The 24,839-nt window shown below is 66.0% G+C and carries 29 protein-coding genes and 1 tRNA gene; 16 read left to right on the forward strand and 14 right to left on the reverse strand.

Going from position 1 to position 24,839, the window contains the following annotated elements; translation table 11 throughout:
* Positions 1-59 precede the first annotated feature (59 nt).
* Complete coding sequence (locus GC148_RS08170) at positions 60-1,127, forward strand: citrate synthase/methylcitrate synthase (RefSeq protein WP_291070181.1); 1,068 nt, start codon at positions 60-62, stop codon at positions 1,125-1,127.
* A 7-nt stretch (positions 1,128-1,134) separates the two neighbouring features.
* Here the strand turns inward: GC148_RS08170 and GC148_RS08175 are convergent, their stop codons facing one another.
* Both GC148_RS08175 and GC148_RS08180 read right to left on the reverse strand, forming a co-directional pair.
* Positions 1,135-1,572 carry a hypothetical protein gene (locus tag GC148_RS08175; RefSeq protein ID WP_291070182.1) on the reverse strand — a complete coding sequence of 146 codons (438 nt, stop codon included), beginning with the start codon at positions 1,570-1,572 and terminating at the stop codon, positions 1,135-1,137.
* A complete protein-coding gene (locus tag GC148_RS08180; protein ID WP_291070183.1) occupies positions 1,569-2,051 on the reverse strand; it encodes an MmcB family DNA repair protein in 483 nt (160 codons plus the stop codon). The genes GC148_RS08175 and GC148_RS08180 overlap by 4 nt, the downstream gene beginning before the upstream one ends.
* A 186-nt stretch (positions 2,052-2,237) precedes the next feature.
* Between GC148_RS08180 and GC148_RS08185 the strand changes: the two genes are divergently transcribed.
* Positions 2,238-3,125, forward strand: a complete 888-nt coding sequence (locus tag GC148_RS08185; protein WP_291070184.1) for an RNA polymerase factor sigma-32 — start codon at positions 2,238-2,240, stop codon at positions 3,123-3,125.
* Here GC148_RS08185 and GC148_RS08190 read toward each other — a convergent pair.
* Positions 3,109-3,402: a hypothetical protein gene (locus GC148_RS08190; protein WP_291070185.1), complete on the reverse strand. Its 294-nt coding sequence runs from the start codon at positions 3,400-3,402 to the stop codon at positions 3,109-3,111. The two genes, GC148_RS08185 and GC148_RS08190, sit on opposite strands and share 17 nt — an antisense overlap.
* Positions 3,403-3,473: 71 nt before the next feature.
* Between GC148_RS08190 and GC148_RS08195 the strand changes: the two genes are divergently transcribed.
* Positions 3,474-3,550, forward strand: a tRNA-Arg gene (locus tag GC148_RS08195).
* A gap of 6 nt (positions 3,551-3,556) precedes the next feature.
* Here the strand turns inward: GC148_RS08195 and GC148_RS08200 are convergent.
* From GC148_RS08200 to GC148_RS08230, 7 genes are all read right to left on the reverse strand, one after another.
* On the reverse strand, positions 3,557-4,642 hold the full coding sequence (locus GC148_RS08200) for a DUF3419 family protein (protein WP_291070186.1): 1,086 nt from the start codon (positions 4,640-4,642) through the stop codon (positions 3,557-3,559).
* A gap of 4 nt (positions 4,643-4,646) precedes the next feature.
* Complete coding sequence (locus GC148_RS08205) at positions 4,647-5,501, reverse strand: hypothetical protein (RefSeq protein ID WP_291070187.1); 855 nt, start codon at positions 5,499-5,501, stop codon at positions 4,647-4,649.
* Positions 5,498-6,751, reverse strand: a complete 1,254-nt coding sequence (locus tag GC148_RS08210) for a F390 synthetase-related protein (RefSeq protein ID WP_291070188.1) — start codon at positions 6,749-6,751, stop codon at positions 5,498-5,500. Before GC148_RS08210 ends, GC148_RS08205 begins: the two co-directional genes overlap by 4 nt.
* Complete coding sequence (locus GC148_RS08215; protein ID WP_291070189.1) at positions 6,748-7,527, reverse strand: MBL fold metallo-hydrolase; 780 nt, start codon at positions 7,525-7,527, stop codon at positions 6,748-6,750. The genes GC148_RS08210 and GC148_RS08215 overlap by 4 nt, the downstream gene beginning before the upstream one ends.
* On the reverse strand, positions 7,524-8,495 hold the full coding sequence (locus GC148_RS08220) for an NAD(P)-dependent oxidoreductase (protein WP_291070190.1): 972 nt from the start codon (positions 8,493-8,495) through the stop codon (positions 7,524-7,526). Before GC148_RS08220 ends, GC148_RS08215 begins: the two co-directional genes overlap by 4 nt.
* A gap of 3 nt (positions 8,496-8,498) precedes the next feature.
* The gene (locus GC148_RS08225) at positions 8,499-9,545 is read right to left on the reverse strand and encodes a 3-oxoacyl-[acyl-carrier-protein] synthase III C-terminal domain-containing protein (RefSeq protein ID WP_291070191.1); all 1,047 of its coding nucleotides are present in this window, start codon (positions 9,543-9,545) and stop codon (positions 8,499-8,501) included.
* Between the two features lie 61 nt (positions 9,546-9,606).
* A complete protein-coding gene (locus tag GC148_RS08230) occupies positions 9,607-10,869 on the reverse strand; it encodes a cytochrome P450 (RefSeq protein ID WP_291070192.1) in 1,263 nt (420 codons plus the stop codon).
* A 151-nt stretch (positions 10,870-11,020) separates the two neighbouring features.
* Here GC148_RS08230 and GC148_RS08235 point away from each other — a divergent pair, with 151 nt between their 5' ends.
* From GC148_RS08235 to msrB, 3 genes are all read left to right on the forward strand, one after another.
* A complete protein-coding gene (locus GC148_RS08235; protein WP_291070193.1) occupies positions 11,021-11,644 on the forward strand; it encodes a hypothetical protein in 624 nt (207 codons plus the stop codon).
* A gap of 10 nt (positions 11,645-11,654) precedes the next feature.
* Entirely contained in the window at positions 11,655-11,966 is a 312-nt protein-coding gene (locus GC148_RS08240) for a transcriptional regulator (RefSeq protein ID WP_291070194.1), read from the forward strand.
* A gap of 66 nt (positions 11,967-12,032) precedes the next feature.
* The gene (msrB, locus tag GC148_RS08245) at positions 12,033-12,542 is read left to right on the forward strand and encodes a peptide-methionine (R)-S-oxide reductase MsrB (RefSeq protein ID WP_291070195.1); all 510 of its coding nucleotides are present in this window, start codon (positions 12,033-12,035) and stop codon (positions 12,540-12,542) included.
* 12 nt (positions 12,543-12,554) lie between these two features.
* Here the strand turns inward: msrB and GC148_RS08250 are convergent, their stop codons facing one another.
* Positions 12,555-13,337: a 3-hydroxybutyrate dehydrogenase gene (locus GC148_RS08250; protein ID WP_291070196.1), complete on the reverse strand. Its 783-nt coding sequence runs from the start codon at positions 13,335-13,337 to the stop codon at positions 12,555-12,557.
* A 106-nt stretch (positions 13,338-13,443) separates the two neighbouring features.
* Between GC148_RS08250 and GC148_RS08255 the strand changes: the two genes are divergently transcribed.
* The 7 genes from GC148_RS08255 (at position 13,444) to GC148_RS08285 (ending at position 20,357) form a co-directional block, all read left to right on the forward strand.
* A complete protein-coding gene (locus GC148_RS08255) occupies positions 13,444-13,881 on the forward strand; it encodes a DUF350 domain-containing protein (protein ID WP_291070197.1) in 438 nt (145 codons plus the stop codon).
* A 7-nt stretch (positions 13,882-13,888) separates the two neighbouring features.
* Complete coding sequence (locus tag GC148_RS08260; protein ID WP_291070198.1) at positions 13,889-14,716, forward strand: serine protease; 828 nt, start codon at positions 13,889-13,891, stop codon at positions 14,714-14,716.
* Positions 14,713-15,594, forward strand: a complete 882-nt coding sequence (pyrF, locus tag GC148_RS08265; RefSeq protein WP_291070199.1) for an orotidine-5'-phosphate decarboxylase — start codon at positions 14,713-14,715, stop codon at positions 15,592-15,594. The genes GC148_RS08260 and pyrF overlap by 4 nt, the downstream gene beginning before the upstream one ends.
* 106 nt (positions 15,595-15,700) lie before the next feature.
* Positions 15,701-17,857, forward strand: a complete 2,157-nt coding sequence (locus GC148_RS08270) for a PQQ-dependent dehydrogenase, methanol/ethanol family (RefSeq protein WP_291070200.1) — start codon at positions 15,701-15,703, stop codon at positions 17,855-17,857.
* 122 nt (positions 17,858-17,979) lie between these two features.
* Entirely contained in the window at positions 17,980-18,900 is a 921-nt protein-coding gene (locus GC148_RS08275) for a DUF2167 domain-containing protein (RefSeq protein WP_291070201.1), read from the forward strand.
* Positions 18,901-18,971: 71 nt separating this feature from the next.
* Positions 18,972-19,511 carry a hypothetical protein gene (locus tag GC148_RS08280; RefSeq protein ID WP_291070202.1) on the forward strand — a complete coding sequence of 180 codons (540 nt, stop codon included), beginning with the start codon at positions 18,972-18,974 and terminating at the stop codon, positions 19,509-19,511.
* A 36-nt stretch (positions 19,512-19,547) separates the two neighbouring features.
* Positions 19,548-20,357 carry a sulfotransferase family protein gene (locus tag GC148_RS08285; RefSeq protein ID WP_291070203.1) on the forward strand — a complete coding sequence of 270 codons (810 nt, stop codon included), beginning with the start codon at positions 19,548-19,550 and terminating at the stop codon, positions 20,355-20,357.
* On the opposite strand, the gene GC148_RS08290 is transcribed toward GC148_RS08285, so the two are convergent.
* Positions 20,347-21,021, reverse strand: a complete 675-nt coding sequence (locus GC148_RS08290) for a glutathione S-transferase (protein WP_291070204.1) — start codon at positions 21,019-21,021, stop codon at positions 20,347-20,349. The two genes, GC148_RS08285 and GC148_RS08290, sit on opposite strands and share 11 nt — an antisense overlap.
* Positions 21,018-21,314, reverse strand: coding sequence for a YciI family protein (locus GC148_RS08295; RefSeq protein WP_291070205.1), 297 nt, complete (start codon positions 21,312-21,314; stop codon positions 21,018-21,020). Before GC148_RS08295 ends, GC148_RS08290 begins: the two co-directional genes overlap by 4 nt.
* Positions 21,315-21,461: 147 nt before the next feature.
* Between GC148_RS08295 and GC148_RS08300 the strand changes: the two genes are divergently transcribed.
* Complete coding sequence (locus tag GC148_RS08300) at positions 21,462-22,157, forward strand: TetR/AcrR family transcriptional regulator (protein WP_291070206.1); 696 nt, start codon at positions 21,462-21,464, stop codon at positions 22,155-22,157.
* 354 nt (positions 22,158-22,511) lie between these two features.
* Here the strand turns inward: GC148_RS08300 and tsaD are convergent, their stop codons facing one another.
* Positions 22,512-23,612, reverse strand: coding sequence for a tRNA (adenosine(37)-N6)-threonylcarbamoyltransferase complex transferase subunit TsaD (tsaD, locus tag GC148_RS08305; RefSeq protein ID WP_366063456.1), 1,101 nt, complete (start codon positions 23,610-23,612; stop codon positions 22,512-22,514).
* A gap of 84 nt (positions 23,613-23,696) precedes the next feature.
* Between tsaD and GC148_RS08310 the strand changes: the two genes are divergently transcribed.
* Entirely contained in the window at positions 23,697-24,215 is a 519-nt protein-coding gene (locus GC148_RS08310) for a sigma-70 family RNA polymerase sigma factor (protein ID WP_291070208.1), read from the forward strand.
* Entirely contained in the window at positions 24,212-24,796 is a 585-nt protein-coding gene (locus tag GC148_RS08315) for a hypothetical protein (protein WP_291070209.1), read from the forward strand. Before GC148_RS08310 ends, GC148_RS08315 begins: the two co-directional genes overlap by 4 nt.
* Positions 24,797-24,839 lie beyond the last annotated feature (43 nt).

The raw sequence follows: 24,839 nt of genomic DNA on the forward strand, positions 1-24,839 counted from the left end.
TCAAGATTGACGTTGACCAGCCCCTGCGCGACATACGGCTCAAGAAAAGGAGACCGAACATGGATACCGGGCTTGAAAATGTCGTTGCTGCAGAAACGGTCCTTTCGGACGTAGACGGACAGAATGGACGTCTTGTGATCCGTGGCTGGCCGGTAGAAATGCTAGCCGCGTCGATGGCGTTCGAGGATGGGGCGCACCTCTTGTGGCAGGGCATGTTCGATACGCTGCCGGATGTTCGTGCGCTGGGCGCCCGTATCGGCGCGGCGCGGGCGGACGTGTTCGCGCATGTGGCCGAGATTCCGGACGGTCTGGATGTGATTTCCTTCCTGCGGGTGGGCTGGGCCATGCTGCCGGACGACGAAAGCCTTGACGCGGCGATCCGACTTTCGGCTGCAGGCGCCGTGTTCACCGCAGCCGCCATCCGCCGGGCAAGAGGCGAAGCGCCGATTGCGCCCGATCCGGATCTGTCACACGCAGCCGACTTTCTCCGTATGCTGACCGGACGGGTGCCCGATCAGGCCGAAGCCCGGGCGCTCGACGCCTATCTTGTCACGGTGTGCGACCATGGCCTGAACGCCTCGACCTTTGCAGCGCGCGTGGTGGCCTCGACGCGGGCCGGCCTGGTCTCGGCTGCGGTTGCGGGCCTGTCGGCCCTCAAGGGGCCGCTGCATGGCGGCGCCCCCGGGCCGGTGCTCGACATGATCGATGACATCGGTGCGCCGGAAAATGCCGAAGCCTGGATCGACGGGGCGCTGGGACGGGGCGAGCGGCTGATGGGGTTCGGTCACCGCGTCTACCGCGTGCGCGATCCGCGCGCCGACGCGCTCAAGGCGGCCGTCGCACGCCTGCCGGGCACATCAGGCCGCATCCGGTTTGCGGAACATATCGAACGCGCGGTGCTCGGACGGCTCGCGAAGAAATACCCGCAGCGCAAGCTCGAGACGAATGTGGAGTTCTACACTGCATTGCTGCTGGAAGCTCTCGGCCTGGCGCGCGATGCGTTTACGCCGGTATTCGCCTGTGGCCGTGTGCTGGGCTGGACGGCGCATGCGCGCGAGCAGATCGGGGAAGGGCGGCTCGTGCGGCCGCGCTCGGTCTATCGAGGCCCGGTGCCTGTGCCGGCCTGAGGCCGGCTCAGGAGCCAGAGCCGACGTCGAACAGGTCCAGCTGGTTGGGATCGATCGGCCGCTTGCGGCGCGGTTTGGTGCGGCCCCGGCGGAAGTAGAGATCGTCCGTATGGTCGGCTGAGGCCGGCGCTTCGGGCGGCGCGGCAGGAGGCGGCGGCGCGGCCTTGGGCGCATTCGGGTCCGCAAGTTTCCACCAGGTGACCGCAACGACGACATGACCCGATGTGTCTTCGTAACGCTGCAGGTAGCCGGCCGGACCCTCAAGGCCCTGCGCGGCCACGAGGGCGGCCGCTTCCTCTTCCGTCAGGTGGAGCCAGCTCGTCTCGAGCCCCACGACCCGTGCGCCGGGCGAACTGGCCGCAGCTTCGCGCAGCGTCCGGGCGGTTTTCACGCCGGGCCGGGTCGCCTCGTCGAGGCTGCGGGCAATGGGATAAGCGAGACTCATGTCAGCGGCGACGTAAGCCCGTCATCGGCCGGCGTCCAGCCCGTATCGGCAACGCCTGTCAGCCTGGCTGCGGCGAGGCGCGCAAAACGCAGCGTCACCGCCTTGCGGCGCGCCGGCACGAGCTTCGCTTCCGGCGCGTCTCGGATCACCGCGCCGTAGAAAGCGTCCGCAACGATCAGGCCGGCTTCGGGCGGGATCAGCTCCTGCGGAAAGTCATCCCCGACCGCGAAGGTGAGCCGGTCGCAGAAATCCATGTATTCGCGCCATTTATGGTCCGACTTGAAGTCTGCGATGCTGGACTTGATCTCGATCATCCAGATGTCGCCGCCCGGCCCGATAGCCGCAATGTCGGCCCGCCGGTTGTTGGCCAGCGTCATTTCCGTGAGCCCGTAATAGCCGAGATGCCCGAGCAGGCGCAGCGTGCCCCGGCAGATTTCGGCGGAGCGGCGGGGGAGGAGGTCTTCGGGGGCGGGGCTCATGGGGTCAGTCCGGTCGTTCTGGTTGTGTTCCGGAGCGCGAGTTAGGCCTTTGGGCGCAGCGGCGTCAAGGCGGGCGGCGAACTAGTCCGTCGGCCGCTGGAATCAAGCCCGGACTGATCCAATTCTTCCGCCGCTGCGTAGACAGGCCATAGATCAAACCGGGTCGTTTCGCCGGGAGGACACCGAATGGCCAGCGCATACGAGTCCCATACGCCTGCAGATCGCCAGTATCTGCGCACTGCAATGAAAGTTGCGCTGCTTGAGCCCGCGCATGAGGCAGACCTGGCCCGGCGCTGGCGCGAGCAGGATGACGAGGCGGCCCTCCACGAGCTCACGACCGCCTATATGCGCCTGGTGATCGCGATGGCCTCCAAGTTCCGGCATTACGGCCTGCCGATGGCGGACCTGGTCTCCGAAGGCAATGTCGGCCTGATGCAGGCGGCCGCCCGGTTCGAACCGGAACGCGAGGTGCGCTTCTCCACTTATGCCAGCTGGTGGATCCGGTCTGCGATCCAGGACTATGTGCTGCGCAACTGGTCGATCGTCCGGACCGGGACAACGTCGGCGCAGAAATCCCTGTTCTTCAACCTGCGCCGTCTGCGCGCGCGCATTGCCGACACGGGAGACGGCATCATGACGCCGGAGAACCGGGAATGGGTGGCGACACATCTCGGCGTGCCGGTGCGCGATGTCGAGACGATGGCTTCGCGCCTGTCGGGCGCCGACCGGTCGCTCAATGCGCCGATGTCTGCAGACGGAGACGCCGAATGGCAGGATCTGATCGCCGATGAAGCCGCGATCCCTGAACAGTCGGTCATGGCGCGGCGCGACGCCGAGAAACGCCGGGTGTGGATCGCCGAAGCGCTGAAATCCCTGAACCCGCGCGAGATGGACATCATCACGCGGCGTCGCCTTTCCGACGAGCCGATGACGCTGGAAGCGCTTGGCGCAGACCTCGGAGTCTCCAAGGAGCGCGTGCGCCAGATCGAGCATCAGGCGCTGAGCAAGCTGCGCAAGGCGCTGGAGCGCATCGTCGGTGACCCGGAAGCCTCGGGCCTTATTCCGGAGACGTAAGCCGGCGCGCATCGCCGAGGTTTTCGACATTCAGCGGATGGCTGATCTCGAGGCGGCCGTCGCGCAGGAAGCCGCGGGCGCGGACTTGCGTGCCGTCCGGCAGCGGGCAGCGCTCGGCGGCGCTTTTTTGGATTTCCAGCACCAGCGCATATCCGTCGTACGCGCGCACGACGCGCGCGATGCTCGCCCATGGCGAGATCGTCCCACGGGTCCTTCGCCACGCGGCACGCCGCCAGTTCCAGCGAATTTTTCCGCCCGGCAGGCTTGGCCCGCGCAAGCTGAGTCTCGGCAGGTATGGCGAATCCGGCCTTCAATTCTGCCCCGATTTCCCCTAGAGGGAGGCTCGGCGATCCCGTAGCTCAGCAGGATAGAGCGACAGATTCCTAATCTGTAGGCCGCGCGTTCGAATCGCGCCGGGATCACCATTCGCCTCAGGTTTCGGGGGTGAGGGTTCCGCAGCGGATGTCGTAGATGATGGCTGTGTCGGTGCGTGACAGCGCGGCGCTGCGGGCCGTGTCGGGCTGGATCGACCGCGCGATATCGCGGCCGGGCGCGACCGGGTTCATGAAGACGCGCTCGCAAAAGCGCGCGTCCGGACGGGCGGCGGCGAGGATGCCGCGCCAGCAGGCATCGTAAGCCGCTTGCCCGCAATAGGAGCCAAAATCCGACAGCGAGAACGCGTCGAACCGGCCAAGACCTGCTTCGCCGAGGCCGGCGAGCCCGGCTTCGGCAATCGTGATCCGGTCCAGTGCCGCGCGCACGGCGCCGAGGTTTTCCGGCCGGATATGCAGGGGCAGGGCGCCGCCCGGCTCATGGCGGCCCAAGAACAGAAGGGCGGCGAAGTCGGATTCGCGGAAGAAGATGGTCTCCGACGCGCGCCGGAACAGGCCGGTGAGCCGTGCCTCGCTTTCCGGTGGCGGCGGCAGGAAGGCACCGCCGGGCTCCCCGATGATCCGCGTCCAGAACCAGCGCTGGGACAGGAGACGCACCGCGCCGTGCCAGACGGCGTCGTCGAAATGCGCGCGCCAGATCGCCGCCTGGTCCTCCAGCGTCGACGCGCCGAACAGATCTGAGATATGCCGCCCACGGATCAGGCGTGTTCCGGCCGCCCCAAGGCGGAGCACCCGTTCCCACCGACCGGACTGCCAGACGCCGCCCGCGATGGCGCCGCGCCGTTTGTGCCAGAAGGCGCGCGATTGCGGCTCCAGGTGCACCTCGACCTGGCGATGCAGATCCAGGCGGTGGCGCGTGGGCGCGAGACCGAGATAAGCGTGCAGCGCTTCGTCACCGAGAGCGCGATAGGCAGCGATTTTCAGCCGGAGGAGCTCGTTCTGGGCCGGGTTGATGTCGATGGAGGTGATCTTCGCCGGCGCGCCGAGCAGGAGGTCGAGCGGGCGTGCGCCGCTGGCGGTCAGGCAGAGCACATGATCGGCCGGGGTCAGCGACAGCGCCGCGAGCTCGGTTGCGCCATCTTCGTTGGCGGAGGTGAAATTCAGGGTACGTTCGAAGCCGGCCACAAGTTCAGACTTTCAGCAGGATGCGTGACGGCGGGGCGACGGGCCGCCGTCCGTCCAGAACGGCGTCGATGCCGGGGCGCAGCAGGTCTTGCGGCGCGTAAACCAGTGGCGGTGCGGTGTGCGTGGCCCGGTTCTCGCCGATCAGTTCCAGGATCGCGCGGTCTTCCGCGAAGATGCGCACAAAAAACAGTCTCAGGGCGAGGAGCTTGAGCGCGGCGAGCGCGCCTTGCCCCGGTACGGCAAATGTTGCCGCGACATAGGTTTCGCGCGTTGAAACGGGCGTCAGCCGGAACCGGGCCGCGAAGACCGGCTTTCCATCTTCCGTGTACGAGACTTCGGCGACGCCAGGCGCGCGGAACGCATCGGTGATCGTGTAGCGATGCGCACCGAGCAGCCGCGCGCCCCAGCCGCTGGGCGCGGCGCCGGGCGGATAGGTCGCGGAGATCCAGTCTGAGCCGGACGTCACATGGGCCTCGATCGCGCGGCGCGCGCCGGGGCGGCGCAGATAGCCGCTGTGCACGACGCTGGTATGGGTCGTGTCGAGGATATTCTCGCCGACGTCGCCGATGCCGGCCCTGACGTGACCTTCGATCTGGAGTGCGCGGAAGGGAGAGGGGATCAGGACGCCGGCTTCGGGCGGCCGAGGTGGCGTCGCGCCCAGGGCGGCGAAGATCCACCCGTCCTGCGCTATGGCGGCCAGGCGCTCTGCGGTTGCGGCCGTCCTCGCTTCCGGCAATCCATCCGGCCCGCGCGAGAGGTGCACCTCTGTGCCGCAAAGCGTTCGCGTCGAGGGGCGCTCGCGCAGGTCCTTGGCCCGCATCAACGGATACCAGCCGGGAAGGGCGTGGGTCTCGATCACGCTGCGGACCTGCGTTCGCGCACCACGCGGCGAAGCTTGCCGCCTGTGGGCGCAGCGAGCGGGGCCGTCGCGGCCTTCACGGTTGCGGCGGCGCCGAGACGCGCGAACAGGGTCTCCAGACCTTGCTGCGCGGCGGGCAGCGCTGGTGCGCTGTCCGGCGGCAGTGTCAGCATGACGGCGCCGTCTGGCGTCTGGGTGACGCGGAAGTCGGTGATGATGCGGTCCGCGCCGACGACCGCGTTGCGGATGACATCCGGCGTCACGGTCACGCCGCCCGCGAACAGGAAGGCATCATCGCTGCGTCCGGTAATTTCTGAGACCGCCTGCAGGGGCGAGCCGCACGGGCAGGGCGTGTCCGACAGGTGGAGAAGATCATTCATCCAGTAACGGACCATGATCTGCGTGCGGCGTGTGAAGTCGGTGATCAGCGGCGAAGACAGGCCGGCTTCTGTTTCCCATTCGAAGGCGACACAGTCTTCGCAGAGATGCAGCGTGCCGTGCGGGCAGGCGACGGCGAAGAGGCCTTCGGTCGCCATGTAGATCTCCCGAACGGTCAAGCCAAAACGGGATTCGATTTCTGAACGATCCGCCGGATCCAACACCTCGGCGCCGGAGAAGACATGGCGCAAGTCAAGCGGCAAGCCGGTCCGCGCCAGGGCGACCAAGACGTGCGGCGGCGCCACGATCACATTCGGTCGGAACGCTGCCATATCCATGAACTGGTTCTCGAGGCCGTTCGACAAATCAAAAAATTTGAGCGCCAGGCGCCGCGACTCGTTTGCCGCGTCGTACAGCCGGCTGCTGCGCGGCAGCATCACGGCCACGCGGTAGCTCGCCGACAGGACATCGGGCAGCGCCTTTGCGAGCAGGGTGCCGAGCCAGAGGTATCGCTCCTGGTCGCTGACGAGATACAGGCCTCGATTTCCGCTTGTGCCCGTGCTGGCGCCGACCGAGTAGCGCCCGATGCGCCCGGCTGTCTCGAGGGCTTGCCAGGCGCGGTCGGCGGCAATGCCCGCAATATTGTACGCTTCGAAGCGGTCCATCAAAGCGGTCTTGTCCATCACAGGGAAGTCCGTGAGCGGATGGCCGGCGAGGTCAGCGAAGGCTGCGGCCTTCGGAGCTTGCCGGGTTAGGAAATGATTTAGGCGGCCCCCCTGCCAGTCGAGCAAGGCCGCGCGCGTGCGCAGGCGCCGGGCCCTTGCCTTCGTGCGCCAGAAGGCGGTCAGCGTCAAGATGAGCGCCGGGCTCATTCGGCGGGTTCCGGATCATGGCAAAGGACAACCCGTCCGCCGGCGGCCGCAAACGCGTTGAGACGTGCGGCGGTTTCTCGGCCCGCTTCGGGATCATCAAGGATCCACCGTGCCGGCGCCCGGGGTGAGCGGTCTTCGCGGATGGCCCGGGCGAGCCAGTCAGCATCTCCGGCATAAAGCACAGGCACGGGCTGCTTCGCGAAGAGGTATCCCGTGTGGCCGCGCATGTGACCGGGCAGGGGAACGGCCAGGACTTCACCGTCGCCGAACACGTCGCGCGCGGGCCCGAGGCCGAAGGGAGCTTCGATCTGTGCCAGTGTGCTCAGGCCGACGATCCGCTTACGGAAATCATCCGGCAGGAGTTCCTTGAACACGCCGTGCCGGGTGCGGGAAATGTCGCCCGCCTCCAGAAAATGCGCGGCGGCCGCGGCGTCTGCCACCAGCTTCGCCTCCGGATAATCGCGCAGCGCCGAGATGTGATCGGCGTGCAGGTGTGTCAGGAGGATCGTATCAGCTTTCGGGCAGGCCGGTGGAAGCGCAAGCGGCGTCAGCCGGGGGCGGAGGATCGCGGCGTAGAGCGTGAGCGGTAGCGAACGGGTCCCGGACGTCACGCGGGCTGAGTAACCCGTGTCGATGAGGCAGGTGCCTGCACGCGAATGGCTGAACTGCGCATAGCGGACAGCCAGATCGATCTGTGTCCAGCGCCCGCCGCGCAGGACAAGACGTTCCGGAACGCGCACCGTCGCACTGTTGGGGAAGCTGAGCCCGGTGATCATGCCGTCGCCCCGAACGTCCGCGCCAGCCCATCCTCGAAGGCGATGCGCGGGGTCCAACCGAGATGCGTGCGTGCCGCTGTCAGGTCGAGTGTCTGGGTAAAGGTGAAGAGGCCCGCGCCATAGGCTGTCACTCGTGGTTCGGGCTGACGGGGATGGAGACGGGCGGCGAGTTCCAGCGCGCGGGCAGCGCCCAACACCAAGCCGGACGGCATCGTCCGCCAGCGGACGGTCAAGCCGGCCCGGGCGCCCGCCGCTTCGGCAATTCGGCGGACGGGCAACGGCTCACCGCCGGATATGTTGAACACGCGCTGCGCCAGGCCCTCCGGCGCGGCGAGCGCGGCACACACCGCCTCGACCGCGTCGTCGATATAGGTGAGATCGGTCTCGGCGCGCCCGTCCCGCACCAGAGGCAGTGGACCGGCGCTCGCGGCGCGGAGCAGTCTGGGCAGCAGTGCTGTGTCCCCCGCGCCGTAAAGGCCGCGCGGGCGCAAGACGATGACATCGAGATCCTCCGCCGAGAGCGCCAGCCGTTCCGCCTCGCCCTTGGTGGCCGCGTAGGCGTTGACGGACGGCGGCAGGACGGCGTCTTCGCGCACCATCGGCTGGTCGCGGAAACAGAAGTAGAGGCTCGGCGTCGAGATATGCACAAAGCGGCGCGCGCCGGTGTCCCGCGCGAAGGCGAGCGCGCGGGCTGTTCCGTCAACGTTCGCCGCACGGAAAGCCGCCTTGGGCCCCCAGGCGGACGACAGGGCTGCACAATGCACGACCGCGCTGACCGGCTGTTCCGGCAAGGGCGGCGCGCTCTGGGCGAGATCGTTGCGAACTGTCGCCGCGCCCCGCGCTGCGAGCGCATCCAGTTTGGCCGCGTCGCGGCCGAGGGCGATCACGGGTTGGCCGGCGGCCAGCAATCGGCGGCAGAGCGCGCCGCCCAGAAATCCGGTTGCGCCCGTGATGGCGATTGCGGCCACGGGTCAGGTCTCCAGGATCGCTCCGGCGAGGGAGACGCCGGCTGAGGTTCCGACCAGAAGGATCCGCATGCCGGGCCGCACGCGTCCTTCAGCCCGCGCCAGGCAGAGCGCGACGGGTATCGATGCAGCCACCTGGTTGCCGATGGTCCGTACCCGGTCGAAGACGCGGTCGGGGGCAAAGCCGCCGCGGCGGATGATGTGGGTCAGCGCGTGCGGGCTGGCCTGGTGCGGCACGACCAGATCGATGTCGTCCCGGCGCAGGCCGGCCTTGGCGAGCAACCGGTCGAGAAAGCCGGGCAGTGCGGCGGCCGTGATGCGGTAGAGCGCCTTGCCGTCCATCCGGAAATAGGCGTTGCGGGCGAAAGCTTCTGGATCGCGGTGAAAGTCAATCCCGGTGCCGCCCGCCGCCAGAGTGCAGGCTTCATAGCCGCCGGCGTAGGTCTCCATATGGAAGCCTCCGAAGCGCGCGCCCTCGCCGGACGGAGCGCCAGGCGCGCTGACTACGAAAGCCGCTGCGCCATCGCCGAACAGGCCGGCCGTTTCGGGCGCATCGCTCCAGGGCAGCGCGCGTGACGCGATCTCCGACGTCACGACAAGCACATGTTTCACCCTCCCGGCGGCGATCTGCAGCGTGGCAAGGTCCAGCGCGACCATCGTGCTGAGGCATGTCGCGTTCACGTCATAGGCGGGGAACGCAAGTTGACCGCCGCCCAGCTCGCGCTTGACGAGGGCCGCCGTGGCCGGGATCGGCTGACGGCCGACGGAAGCGCCAAACAGCAGCAGGCCGATATCTTCGAGCGCCAGACCGGCATCGCACAGCGCCGCGCGGGCCGCCTCCGCCGCGAGGCTTTCCTGCGTCTCGTGCGAAGCGGCGACGTGTCGGCTGGCAACGCCGCAAGCCGCTTCCAGCCAGCCGGACGGCTTGCCTAGCTGCAGATCAATATCTGCCGATGGTCTCAGTTCTGCAGGCAGCGCAGCGCCGAAGCCAGCGAGGCAAGGGCTGGTGGCAGGCAAGGCGGCTGGCCGCAAACGCTCAATGTGAGTGAACATTTACGTATTATACTGCGGATTTGAAACCCTTGCAAGCAGGCCTCTGCCGGAGGCTGGGGCGTCAGGTGAGGGAGAGGCGCAGGCTCCGGAATCCGACAAAGCCGATGGTCGGTCGGTCGCGCACGGCGGGCGCAGCGAGGCGCAGGCGCGGATAGCGCGAGGCCAGCAGCCGCAAGGCGATCTCGATCTCCAGCCGCGCCAGCGGCGCACCGAGGCAAGCATGCGCCCCGCCTCCGAAGGCCGCGTGATCCCGCCGGCCACGGCGGATGCGAAAGGCGTGTGGATCCTCGAAAGCTTCCGGATCCCGGTTTGCGCCCAGCAACGAGACGACGACCGCCGCGCCCTTCTTCACCGGGCACCCCAGGATATCCCGGTCCTCCGGCACATAACGCGCCGCAATCGCCACGGGCGGGCCATAGCGCAACAACTCCTCGGTCGCCGGCACGGCAAGATCGGGATCGACGACCAGCGCGGCCCATTCGTCCGGATGCGTGATCAGCGCGTGCAGGCCATTGCCGATCACATCGGCAGTCGTGAGGTTTCCGGCCAGCAGAAGCAGCAGGAGAAGTGAGGAGACTTCTGGATCGGTCAGCGTGTCGCCGCCATCCTGTGTGTGGATGATCGCGGAGAGCAGATCCTCCGAGGGCTGACGGCGCCGGCGCGCGATCTGTTCCGCGAAATAGGCGTCGAGCCCCGCAAAGGCAGCCATCTGCCTGCGGTCTTCATCCGGCGAACGCAGCGGATTGAACACGAAGATCAGGTCTTCCGACCAGGCGCGGAATTGCGGCATGTCGGCTCGCGAAAAGCCCAGCATGTCGCCGATCACGTAGATCGGATAGGGCGCTGCAAACTCGGCAATCGCATCGAAATCCGGTTTTGCGGCTGCCTCTTCCAGAAGACGCGCCGCGATCGCTTCGATCTCGCCGCGTTTGGTGGCAATGGATTTCGGCGTGAAAGCACGCGACACGAGACTGCGCACGCGCCGGTGCTCGGCGCCGTCCATGTAGAGCAGGTTGCCGTGCGGCGCCGGGTCCAGCATGGCCGGCGGCGCAAACGACCGGGCCAGCGATCCGAGCGGCGTCTTGCGCGGATCGCGTTGATACGTGGCGTCCGAAAAGATCGCCCGCACGTCTTCAATCCGCGTCAGGTACAGACCCGTCGGGGCTTGGGGGAAATGCGCATGGGCGTGGATGTGCCGGGGCGCTTCCTGTCTGAGCCGGTCAAGGATCGGATGGGGATCCTGCAGGAAGTGCGGGCTCAGTTCCGTCAGCTCGAAACCGTTCGGCAGGGCAGCCGTCTCGGGGCAGGCGCTCAACTCTGACAATTTAAACCTCCAAAAAACAACTACAGCGTGTATGCCGGGTTCCGGGCTCGCCTGCAAGTTTTCCCTAAGTCCGGCAGGCTGGCGCGAAGTCGATTGACACCGGGAAATCTGCAGTGTACTTTAAAAATCAAAGTTCTCTATGGAGCGTCAAATGACACGTACAGATTCCCTCTCGAGCGATCTCGCCTATGTCCGGGATCTCGCCGAAGCCGGCCAGAACGCCCCCCTGCTCGGGGGCCGGTTCCTGGCCTGGTGGGGCGGTCTGATGACGCTCGCTTATGTTGGCCATTTCTTGATTTCGTCGGGCATGCTCGGCGTCGGGCCGCAGACGCTGTGGATCTGGTGGGCCGGCATGGTTGGCCTCGGTCTGGCGGGCCAGTTCCTCCTGCAGGCCAGCATTCCGGCAAAACCGGGCGCCTCCTCGGCCGGCAATCAGGTCCAGTCCACACTCTGGACGTGCGCCGGCTTCGTGCTCTTTGCTTATTTCGTGGGCGTGATCGCCCGCGTGGCGCTGTTCAAGGATGGTTGGGAAGGCTTCAACTGGTCCGTTCCCATGGTGATCGGCCTCTATGGTCTCGGCCAGTTCGTCACGGGCCTGATCGCCAGGCAGCCTGCCCTCCGCTTCGCCGGTACCGCGGCGCTGTGCGGCGCAGCTGTAGCGGGCGCGCTGTCGGGCACGGACTATGTGTGGCTTGTCGGTGCGGGCGTTGCCTTCATTGCCGTCTGTGTTCCTGGCCTCGCGATGCTCCGCAACGAGCCCGGCACGACCGTCTGAAGGAGCCCCCGTGAGCGAGGACAATCCCTTCGACCACAACGACATCGATGATGTCATCCACGGCCGCCTGCGCCTCGGCGTGATGGCCTACCTCTCGGTGGTCAGCCCGGCGATCTTCGGCGAGCTGCGCGACAAGGTCGGCGCAACGGACGGAAACCTCTCCGCCCATCTCAGGAAACTTGAGGAGGCCGGTTATGTCGAACAGGAGAAACGCTTCGTCGGACGCAAACCGCAGACGCGCGTTCACTTGACGCCGAAGGGGCGCGCGGCGTGGATCGCCTGGATCCAGCGAATGGAAGCGATCATGAAGGCTGCCGAGTAGGACGCGCCGGGCCTGTTCACGTCGAGTTGAGTTGAACCGGCCGGGCCGCTCGTGCGTATTGGGTCCATGACACATCACCGTTTCTCCCGCCGCCTCTTCCTCCTCTCCACGGCCGTTACAGCGCTTGCCGCTTGCTCCGGCGTCGCCACGCAGGCCGGGGCCGTTACGCCCTCGGATTATTCCGACGATGAATGGCGCGCGCTCAGCGATGCCGACTGGAAAGCCCGGCTCTCACCTGCCGCCTATGCGGTCCTTCGCCAAGAGGACACCGAACGCGCTTTCACCTCGCCGCTGAATGCCGAGAAACGCGTCGGCGTGTTCCACTGTGCCGGCTGCGATCTTGCGCTCTTCTCGTCGGACAACAAGTTCGACAGCGGCACCGGCTGGCCAAGCTTCTGGGATGTGCTGCCCGGCGCCGTCGGCACCAAGATCGACAAGAAGCTGTTTTATGCGCGTACGGAGTATCACTGTGCCCGCTGCCTGGGGCACCAGGGCCATGTGTTCGAGGATGGACCCGCGCCGACGGGCCTGCGCTACTGCAACAACGGCGTGGCGCTGACGTTCAAGCCCGCCTGACGCCCCGCAAGGCTATTGCGCGGTCCAGCCGCCATCGATCGACAGCTCCGTGCCGTTGATTGAGTCTGCAGACGGTGAGCACAGGAAGACGGCGAGGCCGGCAATCTGCTCGACCGTCACGAACTCCTTGGTCGGCTGCGCCGCGAGAATCACGTTCTTCACCACCTCGTCGCGTGACATGCCGCGCGCCTTGGCGGTGTCGTCGATCTGGCCGTCCACGAGCGGCGTGTGCACATAGCCCGGGCAGATCAGGTTGACCCGCACGCCGTGCTCGGCGCCTTCCAGAGCCGCCGTCTTGGTGAAGCCGGCAAGGCCATGCTTGGCCGACACGTAGGCGGATTTGTAAGGCGAGGCGACCTTCGCATGGGCCGAGCCCATGTTGAGGATCCGGCCCCATTTCCTCGATTTCATGAACGGAAGCGCGAGGCGCGTTGTATGGAAGGCCGAGGTAAGATTCAGCGCGATGATCAGGTCCCACTTGGCGACCGGGAATTCGTCAATAGGGGCCACATGCTGGACGCCGGCGTTGTTCACGAGGATATCGACACCGCCAAAAGCAGCCTTGGCCTCGTCCATCATCTGCGTGATCGCCTCGACCTTGGTCAGGTCAGCCCCGGAAAAGGCCACCTTTACTTTATGATCCCTTTCGAGACCCGATCGAAGCGCTTCGATTTCCTTGGCGTCGCCGAAACCGTTCAGCATCACATTGGCGCCTTCGGCCGCGAGGCGGGTGGCAATCGCTTTGCCGATTCCGCTGGTCGAGCCGGTTACGAGGGCGGTTTTTCCCTTGAGCATGTGCATGTCTCCTTGAGGCGCGTTCAGCCAGTGGGTAGGGGTGGCAGACCCCTCTGGCAAGGCCGGGCCGGCATACCTGTCAGAATTTTCAGAGGACTCCCGAAAGATGCCCATCAGTGCAGAAATTAGCGCCTTTGACGCGGCCTTTCCCCGGTTTCTGATGTCGACCGGCGCGGCCGGTATGATGTTGATCGCCGCTGCAACGATCTATGTGTTGCTGACGCCGTGGAAGGAATTGGCGCTCGTCCGGGCCGGCAACACATCGGCGGGGATCGCACTCTCCGGCGCCCTGGTCGGCCTCGCCATTCCGATCGCCTCCACACTGGCCTCCTCGATGACCCTTGCCGGTCTCTGCATCTGGGGCGCCATTGCGCTGCTGATGCAGCTGATCGCCTACCGGTTGGTCGACCTGATCCTGCGCGACATCCCGGGCCGCATCGCCAAGGACGAGATTGGCGCGGCGACATTGCTCGCTGCCGCCAAGCTTTGCGCGGCGGTGATCCTTGCAGCAGGCCTCTGGGACCCGGTGCTCCAGCGGCTATAAAGCACCAATGCGATCCTTCGACTGGCTCATCTATATTGGCGCGCTCGGGCTGATGCTCGCGACGCTGTTTGCGTTGTCGCCGCGCGCGGATGCGCCCGAGCCGGCCGCTCCCGCAGACTTTGCCGCCGAGATGGGACCGCTCCTGCCGGACCCGTCGCCACTGGACGAGCTGGTTCTTGTCCAGGTCGGTGAGCCCCAGAACGGAATCGGCACCGCATTCGCCGTCAATGAGAAGGGCGACTGGTTGACCGCGCGCCATGTGGTGGAAGGCTGCGCCAAGGTCACCCTGGAAGTCGCGCCCAGCAACTATGTTCCGGTCGCCCGGATCGAGATCGACGAGGACCATGACCTCGCGCTCCTGTCGACAGGCCGCAGCCCGTTCCCGGTCTCTCTGGCGCTGGAAGCGCCGCTGCGCGTGGGGGATGAAGGGTATGCCGTCGGCTTCCCGCAGGGCCAGCCGGGTGAACTCGCCACCCGTCTTGTGGCGCGCTCGCGTCTGATGACGCGCGGACGCCGCGAGGCCGAGGCGCCGATCCTGGCCTGGGCGGAAGTGGGACGCACAGACGGCCTGAAAGGTACGCTCGGCGGCATATCGGGCGGCCCGATCTTCGACGCGTCGGGCTCGGTGCGCGGCGTGATTGTCGCTGAGAGTCCCCGGCGCGGGCGGATTTATACGACCGCGCCCCAGTCCATTGATGCCTTCCTCACCAAGCTCGGCGTCGAGGTACAGCCCGGCCCGGCCGATCAGTTCGAGATGTCGGGCTATGGGGCCTCTTCCGATAATGCGCGGCGCAAGTTACAGGTTGTGAAAGTGACGTGTGAGGTGACGCGATGAGCGACTTTGCGAGCCGACTGACCCAAGGTGTGCGCCAGTTCGGACCGCTCTGCGTCGGCATTGACCCCCATCCGGGCATGGTCCCGGTCTTGTTCGGCGGCGACACGGCCCGCGGCCTTGAATATTGGGGCCGTTCACTCGTTGAGGTCGCGGCCGGAAAAGTCGCCGTGATCAAACCGCAAGTCGGCTTCTTCGAGCGGCTCGGTCCAGGCGGCCTGGCTGCACTCGCCGCAATCACCCGCGCGGCCCGCGAGGCCGGCCTGATTGTCCTCATGGATGCCAAGCGCGGCGATATAGGCTCCACCGCAGAAGGCTATGCCGAGGCCTATCTCTCGCCCGGCGCCTTCTTCGAGGCGGACGCTGTCACCGTGAACCCCTATATGGGCCTCGACACGCTGGAGCCATTCGCGAAGCGCGCGGAAGCGGCGGGGAAGGGGATCGTGGTGCTCGTACGCACGTCCAATCCCGGCGCGGCCGATTTCCAGATGCTCGATACCGGCGGCAAGCCATTGTTCATGCGCGTCGCCGAAGCGCTCCAATCGTTGACCGAGCGTCTGATGAGCCCTTGCGGCTGGTCCAACCTGATGATGGTCGTCGGCGCGACTGCGCCGGAGGAAGCGCGCCGCGTGCGGGCCGCCGCGCCTCAAGCCCTCTTCCTGGTGCCGGGTTATGGTGCACAGGGCGGCGCACCCGGCGATGCGATGGCGGGCCTGCTGCCGCGCGGCAATCATGTCGAAGGCGGCGTGATCAGCGCCTCGCGGTCAGTGAACTTCCCCAAGGCCGCTGCAGGCGCGACCACGATCGAGGCCTGGCAGGACGCGATTGAAAGCGCGATGCTCGCGGCGCGCGACGAACTCCGCGCCGCTGCCGTCGCCTGACCTGCTCCCGTGGCGTCACACCTCGACTTTGGCGCCTGACCCGCTAGTCTGCGCGCGGAGAGACCCCGCCGATTGTGAGCAAGGGGCCCGGTTCGGGAGGCACAACATGAACATCAGCACTTGGCGCAGCTGGGCGGCTCCGGCGTTACTGGCAGGCTCGGCCCTGCTTCTGGCCGCCTGCGGCGACCGTCAGCCCCAGATCGCAGAGCCGGAAGGTTTCGCAGCGGTCGACACGGCCCGCATCTCCACCGCCAGCGGCGGTGATGAGTGGCTCACCTATGGCGGCACGTACGATGAGCAGCGCCATTCGAAGCTGGCCCTGATCAACAAGGACAACGTCAATCAGCTTGGCGTCGCCTGGACTTATGACCTCGCCACCAATCGGGGCGTTGAATCCACCCCGATCGTCGTCGATGGCACGATGTACGTCACGTCGGCCTGGTCGGTTGTCTATGCGCTCGACGCCAAGACCGGCGCCGAGAAGTGGGTCTACGATCCGGAAGTCGACAAGGCAGTCGGCGTGAAAGCGTGCTGCGATGTCGTGAACCGCGGCGTCGCCGTCTATGACGGCAAGGTCTATGTCGGCGTCATCGATGGCCGCCTCGAGGCCCTCAACGCCGAAACCGGCGAAAAGGTCTGGAGCACCGTCACGGTCGACCAGTCCAAACCCTACACCATCACCGGTGCGCCGCGCGCCGTGAACGGCAAGATCCTGATCGGCAATGGCGGCGCCGAACTCGGCGTGCGCGGTTATCTATCGGCCTACGATTCCAGCTCGGGCGATCTCGTCTGGCGCTTCTATACCGTGCCCAACCCGCTGAAGCAGCCGGACGGCGCGGCGTCGGACGATGCCTTCGTCAAGGTCGGCAACGTCACCTGGGGTGATGAAGGCGCCTGGACCACCGATGGTGGCGGCGGCACCGTCTGGGACTCGATCGTCTACGACGAAGTGAACGACCAGATCATTTTCGGCGTCGGCAACGGTTCGCCTTGGAACCGCACCTTCCGCGACCCCTCGGGCGGCGACAACCTGTTCCTCTCGTCCATCGTTGCGGTCGACGCGACCACCGGCGCCTACAAGTGGCACTTCCAGACGACGCCCGGCGACAACTGGGATTACACCGCCACGCAGACGATCATCCTTGCGGACCTGCCGCTCGGTGAAAACGGCGCAGCTCGCCGCGTCGCGATGCAGGCCCCGAAGAACGGCTTCTTCTATGTCCTGGATGCGGCGACCGGCCAGTTCCTGTCCGGCGATGCCTTCGGCCCGATGAACTGGGCCACCGGCCTCGACGAGAACGGCCGCCCGATCGAGAACCCGGAGGCCCGGTACGGCAAAGCCCCGTTCCAGCAGCTGCCCGGTCCGCTTGGCGCACACAACTGGCAGCCGATGGCGTTCAGCCCCGACACAGGCCTAGCCTATATCCCGGCGCAGGAAATCCCGCAGGCCTATGCCGAGGATCCGCGTTTCACATCCCGGCCCACCGGCTGGAATACCGGCATCGACTTCTCGGCCGGCGTGCCGCCGATTGCACCGCCCGAAGTGGCTAAGATGCTGCGCTCCACCCTCAAGGGCCGGCTCATCGGCTGGGATCCGGTGGCCCGCGCGGCCCGCTGGAGTGTCGAGCATGAGAACGCGTGGAATGGCGGCGTGCTGTCGACGGCCGGCGGCCTGGTCTTCCAGGGCAAGCTCAATGGCGACTTCGTGGCCTACAATGCCGAGACGGGCGAAAAGCTCTGGAGCCATCCGCTGAAAGCGGGCGGCGCCTCGGGCCCCGGCACCTACATGATCGACGGCGAGCAATACGTCACGATCACCACCGGCTGGGGCTCGGCCTTCGCGCTCGCCGCCGGGTTCGGCTACGATGACAAGGTCGCCTCTTCGGTCGGTAAGGTTGTCACCTTCAAGATCGGCGGGACGCAGGAGATTGCTGATTCCGGTCTGACGCCGATCGAGAAAACGCCGAAAGGCGAAGCCTTCGGCAGCGCGGCGCTGATCGAGCAGGGGTCGGTGCATTTTGCCCGCAATTGCGCCGTCTGCCATGGTCCGCTGGCTGTCTCGTCGGGCGTGCTGCCGGATCTGCGCTGGTCGGCCATCGCCGGAAACAAGGACGCCTGGAAGGGCGTTGTCATCGACGGAAACCTTGCGGCCAACGGCATGGTTTCCTTCGCAGACTACCTGACCCCGGATGAGGCTGAAGCCATCCGCGCCTATGTCCTCGCCCAGGCATACGCGGCCGGAAACCAGAGCGGCGGTCAGTGATCGGCTGAGTGAAAGGCCGTACCGGCTGCAGCCCGCGCTGCGACCGGTACGGCCTTTGCGCCCGCGCTTGCTAACGTCACACAGCGCGACTACCAATTCCTCTTCAGGTGGGAGGGGTTTCCATGTCAAAATTCGTGACGGCGCTGGCAGCGCTTTGTGTTCTCGCGCTGCCGGTTCTGGCCCAGGGCGAGGACGAAACGCTTACGCCTGAAGAGGCCGAAGCCGCCTATCGGGCTTATGCAGAAGAAGTGCTCGCGGACGTCACGCCGGATCACGGCATCATCGCGCTGGAACGCTCGCCCGTCACCTTGTCTGTCTCTGACGACTACGATTTCTACAGCGCCTCGGAATCCCGCACGATCCTTGAGGATCTCTGGGGCAATCCGGAGGACACGAACGTCCTTGGCATGATCTTTCCTGCCGGCCTCTCTCCCGTCGATGCCAGCTGGGGCGCGGTGCTGACCTATGAGGATACCGGTTATGTCACCGACGACGATGCGGCTTCGACGGATTATGCGCAGCTGCTGAATGACATGCAGTCCGGGACCCGCGAATCCAATGCGGCACGCGTCCGCCAGGGGTTCGAGGAGGTCCAACTCGTCGGCTGGGCTGTTCCGCCGTCCTATGACGCTGAAAGCCATCGCCTCATCTGGGCCAAGGATCTCCTGTTCGCCAGTTCTGACGGCACCCACACGCTCAACTATGACATGCGCCTGCTCGGCCGGCACGGTGTGCTGTCGGTCAACATGGTCGCCGCGATGGATGCGCTTTCAGATGTACGCTCGGCCGGGCCTGACGTTCTGGCGCTTGCCAGTTTCAATCCCGGCGCGACCTATGCGGACTATGTGAAGGGCGACAAGACGGCCGGTTATGGCGTCGCGGCGCTGATCGCGGGCGGCGCAGGGGTCGCTGTACTCAAGAAGACCGGCCTTCTCGTGATCCTGTTCGCGTTCCTGAAGAAGGGTTTCATCCTGATCCCGGTCCTCCTCGCGGGCGTGTGGCGCGTCATCCGCGGCTTGTTTGGCGGCAAGGCCAGCAGCTGACCGGCTGCGCATGTGACAGTGCAGCATCGAATCTCATGGCGCCGGCGCCTGCTCGGCGCTATCTTCAATCGATGCACATCCTTCTTGGTCTTCTCACCCTGCTTGTAGCCATCGGTGTCTGGGCTTGGCGCCTGCGCATGGCGCGCCAGGGGCTGGACGTGGCGGCGGACGTTGCCCGCACCGTTGCCAACGCGCCGCGCAGCATGGCTTTCCGCTACAAGGCGGGGAAGGGCGGTCTCGACCTGATTGAGGATCCGCGAGAGGCTGCCGCGATCATGATGATGCAGGTCGCTCTCGCACGCGGCGGCAAGCTGACGCCCCGGCAGAGCGATGTGATCGAGGCGGAAATCCGCGAGCATTTCCACTACACACCGGGCGAAGCCGAAGACCTCGCCGCGCATGCGGCTTGGGTGTCGCAGACCTGCCCACCCGCCAAGGACACGATGACCCGGCTGAGCCGGATGATCGTCAACGCACCGCAGCTCGGCCCGAAGGAAGTGGTCGATCTCGACGCCATGCTGGTGGCAGTCTCGGAAGCCGAAGACCTTCCCACCCGTAGCCAGTTGCTGCTGTTGCAGGTCTACCGCGACACTGCCGGTTTGAAGACCTGATCTTGCACCGCTCCGGGCGCTGGTTTAGGCCGGGCCATGACTTATGCCGCCCGCGTCTGGAACGATAACTGGATGAACTTCTCCGTGCTGCGGCACGGCGCGTTCGACGGTTTCCTCGTCACGTCGAAGAATTCAGGCACCCATTGGGTGAAGTACATGTTCGCTGTCGCGCTGGCGGATACGTATGGCATCCCGCGACCGGAATACTTCTCCGAGAATGCTGTGCGCCCCTATATCGGCTGGCCGAAGGACGATCCGGTCTTCCCGCAATTGCCGCGCCTCGCCTTCAGCCACACGATCCCGCACCGGCTGGCAGACTGGAGCTGGGCGCGCAGCCTGGCGGGCCTGCCGCCCTATGCGCTGTGCGTGCGCCATCCGATGAGCATCCTCGCCTCGCACCACGCCAAGTGGGAATACGACATCCAGGTCGACTGGCTGGAATACCTGCGCGGAGATCCGGATGGCAAACGCTACCGGTGCGACCTCTACTGGCTCGCCCGTTTCTGGAACCGTTGGGGCCACATCGAGAAAGCCTTCCCCTCATCGATCCTGCGCGTCCAGTATGAAGGCACGCGCGCCGATCCGGCCGGAACGCTGGATGCGATTGCGCGCCATTGGAAGATTGCGCTGAAGCCGGAGGCGATCACCGCCGCGGTTGAAGCCGGCACCAAGGAAGCGATGGCGCTCAAGGTCGATCCCGAAGCCGAGCCCAATGTGCTGCAGAACCGGCAGCAATCGCTGGAAGACCTGTTCTCCGGCGAAGCGATGGACATCTATGCAGGCCGGATCCGGGAACTCTTCCAGTACGATCTCGGCTACGACTTCATGACGCCGCCTAAGGCTTGAGATAGCCGCTCGAGCGTCCGTCCGAACCGTACTTGATCCACCAGGGCTCCAGCTTGGCCTGCTCTTCCAGTGTCCGGAAAAGCGGATCTTCCAGCACTGCCGCCGCATAGTCTGCAGCCGCGCCGGTCAGAGGCAGGCCAAAGGTGCGAAAGCGCGTGACAACCGGCGTGTAGAACGCGTCGGCCGCCGACCAGGCGCCAAACAGGAAAGACCCGCCGGCGCCGTGCGCCGCCCGCAGGCCGGACCACATGGCCTGAAGGCGTCTGATGTCGGCCTCCAGCGCCGGGGTCATTTCCGGGGCGGGTTCGCGCGCGCGGATATCCATCGGGCAGGCACTGCGGATCGCCTGGAAACCGGCATGCATCTCGCTGCAGACCGAACGGGCGAGGGCGCGCCGTGCCGGATCCGAAGGCCAGACCGCGCCGGGCGGCGCCCATTCGGCGATGAATTCGACAATCGACAGGCTTTCCCAGATCTCGATGCCGTCCCAACGCAGCAGCGGCACCTTGGCCGTCGGGCTGATCGCTTTCAGCTGCGCTGTTGTTTCGGGGAAATCGAGTGGGACGATGACCTCCTCGACTGGCAATTCGACCTTGCGGGCGACCAGCAGCGGCCGGATCGACCAGCTGGAATAGTTCAGGTTTCCGGAAACGAACTGCCTCATTGCGGCTTGCCTTCTCCGATGGCCCAGCGGGTTTCGTTGATCGTCACCTGTCCGAACACACCGGCCTTCGAGTAGGGATCGTCGGCATTAAGGGCCACCGCTGCGGCGAGGTCGGCCGCTTCGATCAGGAAGACCGAGCCGACCATCTGGCCTTCGGGGCTCAGCAGGGGGCCGGCCATTCGGACCATACCGCCGAGCCCTGCGGCCCATTCCAGATGGGCGGGACGGGCGGCGGCGCGGCGCGCGGCGCCATCGACCGTGTTATCCAGACAGTGAAGACAGAAAAGCGGCATCCAGACCTCCCGATGAGTTGGCCACGCTATGGCACAGCCATCTGCCACCGGCCATACCGGCCGCAAAAGTCAGCAGCCGCCGCCCTCAGGGCAATTGTACGCTGAATACTATATTGACTGTTCAGCAATTTTGTGTATGTTGGTCAGATGAGCCCAAATCCGACTGACGATACCCGCCTCCAGATCCTTCACGCCGCCGTGGAGCGTATCCTCCACTACGGCTACTCGAAGACAACGATGGCGGAGATCGCCCGGGACTGCAACATGTCCGCCGGCAACATCTACCGGTTCTTCGCGTCCAAGCTCGATATCGCCGAGGCGATGGCCCACAAGTTCAATGAGGAATCCTACCTCACCTTCGCGAAGATCGTGGCGCGCCCGGAATCGGCCGCCAACCGGCTGCGCGAACTCTTTCACTATGAGTTGGCCCGCACCTTCTCGGCGATCGAGGAGGAGGCGAAGATCCTTGAAGTGGCAGAAGTTCTTGGCCGCGAGCGCCCGCTCTACATGAATGACAAGCTCGCCAAGGAACGCGTTTTCCTGGTCCAGATCCTCGAAGCCGGGGTCAAGGCCGGCGAGTTCCGCCCGCTCGCCAACCTCAATGAAGCCGCGGAAATGTGGCAGTCGGCGCTGATGAAGTTCCGTTTCCCGCAACTCTTTTCGAAGCTGACCCTGCCGCAGCTGCAGCGTGAACTGGACGGCGTGATGGACCTTTTGCTGGCCGGCGTGTCGGTCGGCGCCATTGTTCCAGCCCCATGGGACGGCCTGACGCCTTCGACGGAAGAAGTCTGCCCGACTTCAAGCGTGTCATTCCCCAGTTCTTCTATAAAGATTGATCAGTGAATAAAAACGAAATCGTTCATTGACCAGCGTTCAGGGTTGCGCTATATAAGGCTCATGGACGGCAGCGGTTGCTGTCCACCCGTCAAAAAGAGCCTTCGCCATGACCACTTCACGCCAAGAAGCCCACCAGTCGCTGCTGTCGATCCTTGCTGCCATTCCGGCAACCGCGATCACGCTCTGGGCAACCTACGGCCTCGCCACGTTCGTCGCCTGACCGTGGAGCGCGCCCCCGCGCAGCCAATTCCTCCCAATCCTGCACGCCGCGACGATCCCCTGACGCGCCTGCAGGCCCTTGCCGGGACCTGAGGAAACCCTTCCCCTCAGGTCCCGGTTTTTCATTTCCGGATCAGATGTTCAGGCCTTCGCGCCCTTGTGACCGCCGCCATAGACCGGCGTGGCCAGGGCAGCGGCTTCGTCCAGCGGCCAACGCGGCCGCGAGCCGGCATCCAGCCCGTCTTCGCGCCCTGCCAGGCCGGCCGCCATCCGTTCGGCGCCGGCCAGTGCGATCATCGCCGCATTGTCCGTGCAGTGACGAAGCGGCGGCGCAACGAGGTGCGCGCCATGGTCCGCAGCTGCCGTTTCCAGTGCGGCGCGGATCGCCTTGTTGGCGGCCACGCCTCCGGCGACGACAAAGCGCTTCGCTGCGCCGCCCGTATCAAAGCCTTCCAGCGCCCGGCGGGATTTTTCCGCCAGCACATCGCAGATCGCCGCCTGGAAGCTCGCGCAGATATCGGCCTTCTCCGCCTCGGTGACCGCATCGGCCGCCACGCGCGCCACAGCGGATTTCAGTCCGGCGAAACTCATTTCCAGCCCCGGCCGGTTCAGCAAGGGCCGCGGAAACGCGTGCGCGTCCGGATTGCCAGCCGCCGCAAGCCGTTCGACGGCCGGCCCGCCCGGAAAGCCGAGGCCCATCAGCTTGGCCACCTTGTCGAAGGCCTCGCCCACCGCGTCGTCGATCGTGGAGCCGAGCCGCACATATTCGCCCAGCCCGCGCACTTCGAGGAACTGGCAATGCCCGCCCGAGACGAGCAGCAGAAGGTACGGGAACGGACAATCCGCCGACAGGCGAGGGGAGAGGGCATGGCCTTCCAGGTGGTTGACCGCGATGAATGGCACGCCTGCGGCCTGCGCCACGGCCTTGCCCGTCATCAGGCCCACCAGCACGCCGCCGATCAGGCCCGGCCCGGCCGTCGCTGCAACGCCGTCCAGCGCGTCATAGCCGATCCCCGCATCCTGCATGGCCTTCGACACCACCGCGTCGGCCAGCTCCGCATGCGCCCGCGCCGCAATCTCGGGCACCACGCCCCGGTAGGGTGCATGCTCCTCCAGCTGCGTACGGATCACATCCGACAGCAGCGTCGCGCGCCCATCCTCCAGCCGCAGCACGGCAGCGGCGGTCTCGTCGCAGGAAGTCTCGATGCCGAGGATCGTCAGGGGCTGGGTCATGCGCGGCATATAGCCTTGACCGGGCTCGCATTGAAGCCGCGATATCTGCGCTTCTGCTTGTAAGAAAGCCCGCGCACGTCAGACTAACACGATATGAGCAGCGTTTCCGGTCCCGATGAACTCTACTTGCAGACCGCCAGAGCGTTCGGTCCGGCCTTGCAGCGCCTCGCCCAGGCAACCGAGGCGAATGTCGAGCGCCGGCGCGACCTCCTGCAGGACATGCATGTTGCGCTCTGGCGCAGCTTTGCAACCTTTGACGGCCGTTGCAGCCTCAAGACCTGGGTCTACCGCGTCGCCCACAACACCGCCGCCAGCCATGTCGACCGCGAGCGCCGCCGTTCGTCCGGCGCTGTCTCCCTCGACGCTGCCGGAGACGTGCCCGCGCCGCAAAGCCTCGCGGCCGAGCTCGAACAGAGCGACGCGCTCGCCCGCGTGATGGCCTGGATCCGCCGCCTCAAGTCGCCCGACCGGCAGGTGATGACGCTCTATCTCGAAGAGCTCGACGCCGCCGCCATCGCCGAAATCACGGGCCTCACCCCCGGCGCCGTCGCCACCCGCATTTCCCGCCTCAAGGCGCAGCTCACGAAAGACTTCCAAGGAGGCCGCCCATGACAGACCGCGATCCCTTCCAGACCCTTTGGACAAACCAGAAAGAGGAGCCCTTCACCATGACCCTCGCCGATATCCAGGCGCGCGCCACCCGCTTCCGCGCCACCGTCCGAAATCGGAACATCACCGAATATGCCGCTGCGGCGCTGGTGATCGCCGTCTTTGGCTGGATGGCGGTTTTGATCCCGGTGCTGACGGTCAAGGCCGGCGCCTTGCTGATCATTCTTGGCGCGCTCTATGTCTGCTGGAAGCTGCACGCGCTGGCCGGCGTCTCGGCCAAAGCCGAACGCGACGCGGCCGTAAGCGTCATCGATTTCCACCGCGCCGAACTCCAGCGCCAACGCGCCGCGCTTTCGACTGTCTGGCGCTGGTACCTCGCGCCCTTCGTGCCCGGCATGCTTGTCTTCGTCGGCGGCGTCACGTTGGCATCCGGTACCGGCCTGCCGCTCGCCGACCGCCTCGCCACCTTCGCAGCCAGCCTCGGCCTCATGGCGGCTGTCTTCGCCGCTATCTGGTGGCTGAACCAGCGCGCGGTGAGGACGCTCGATGCGGAGATCAAGGCGCTCGAAGCGGGCGTCAAGTAATCGCTTGATTTCCGGCAGGGCAGGCGGCTCAGATCAGAGCGCA

The sequence above is a fragment of the Hyphomonas sp. genome, from assembly GCF_016125515.1.
Lineage (GTDB): Bacteria > Pseudomonadota > Alphaproteobacteria > Caulobacterales > Hyphomonadaceae > Hyphomonas.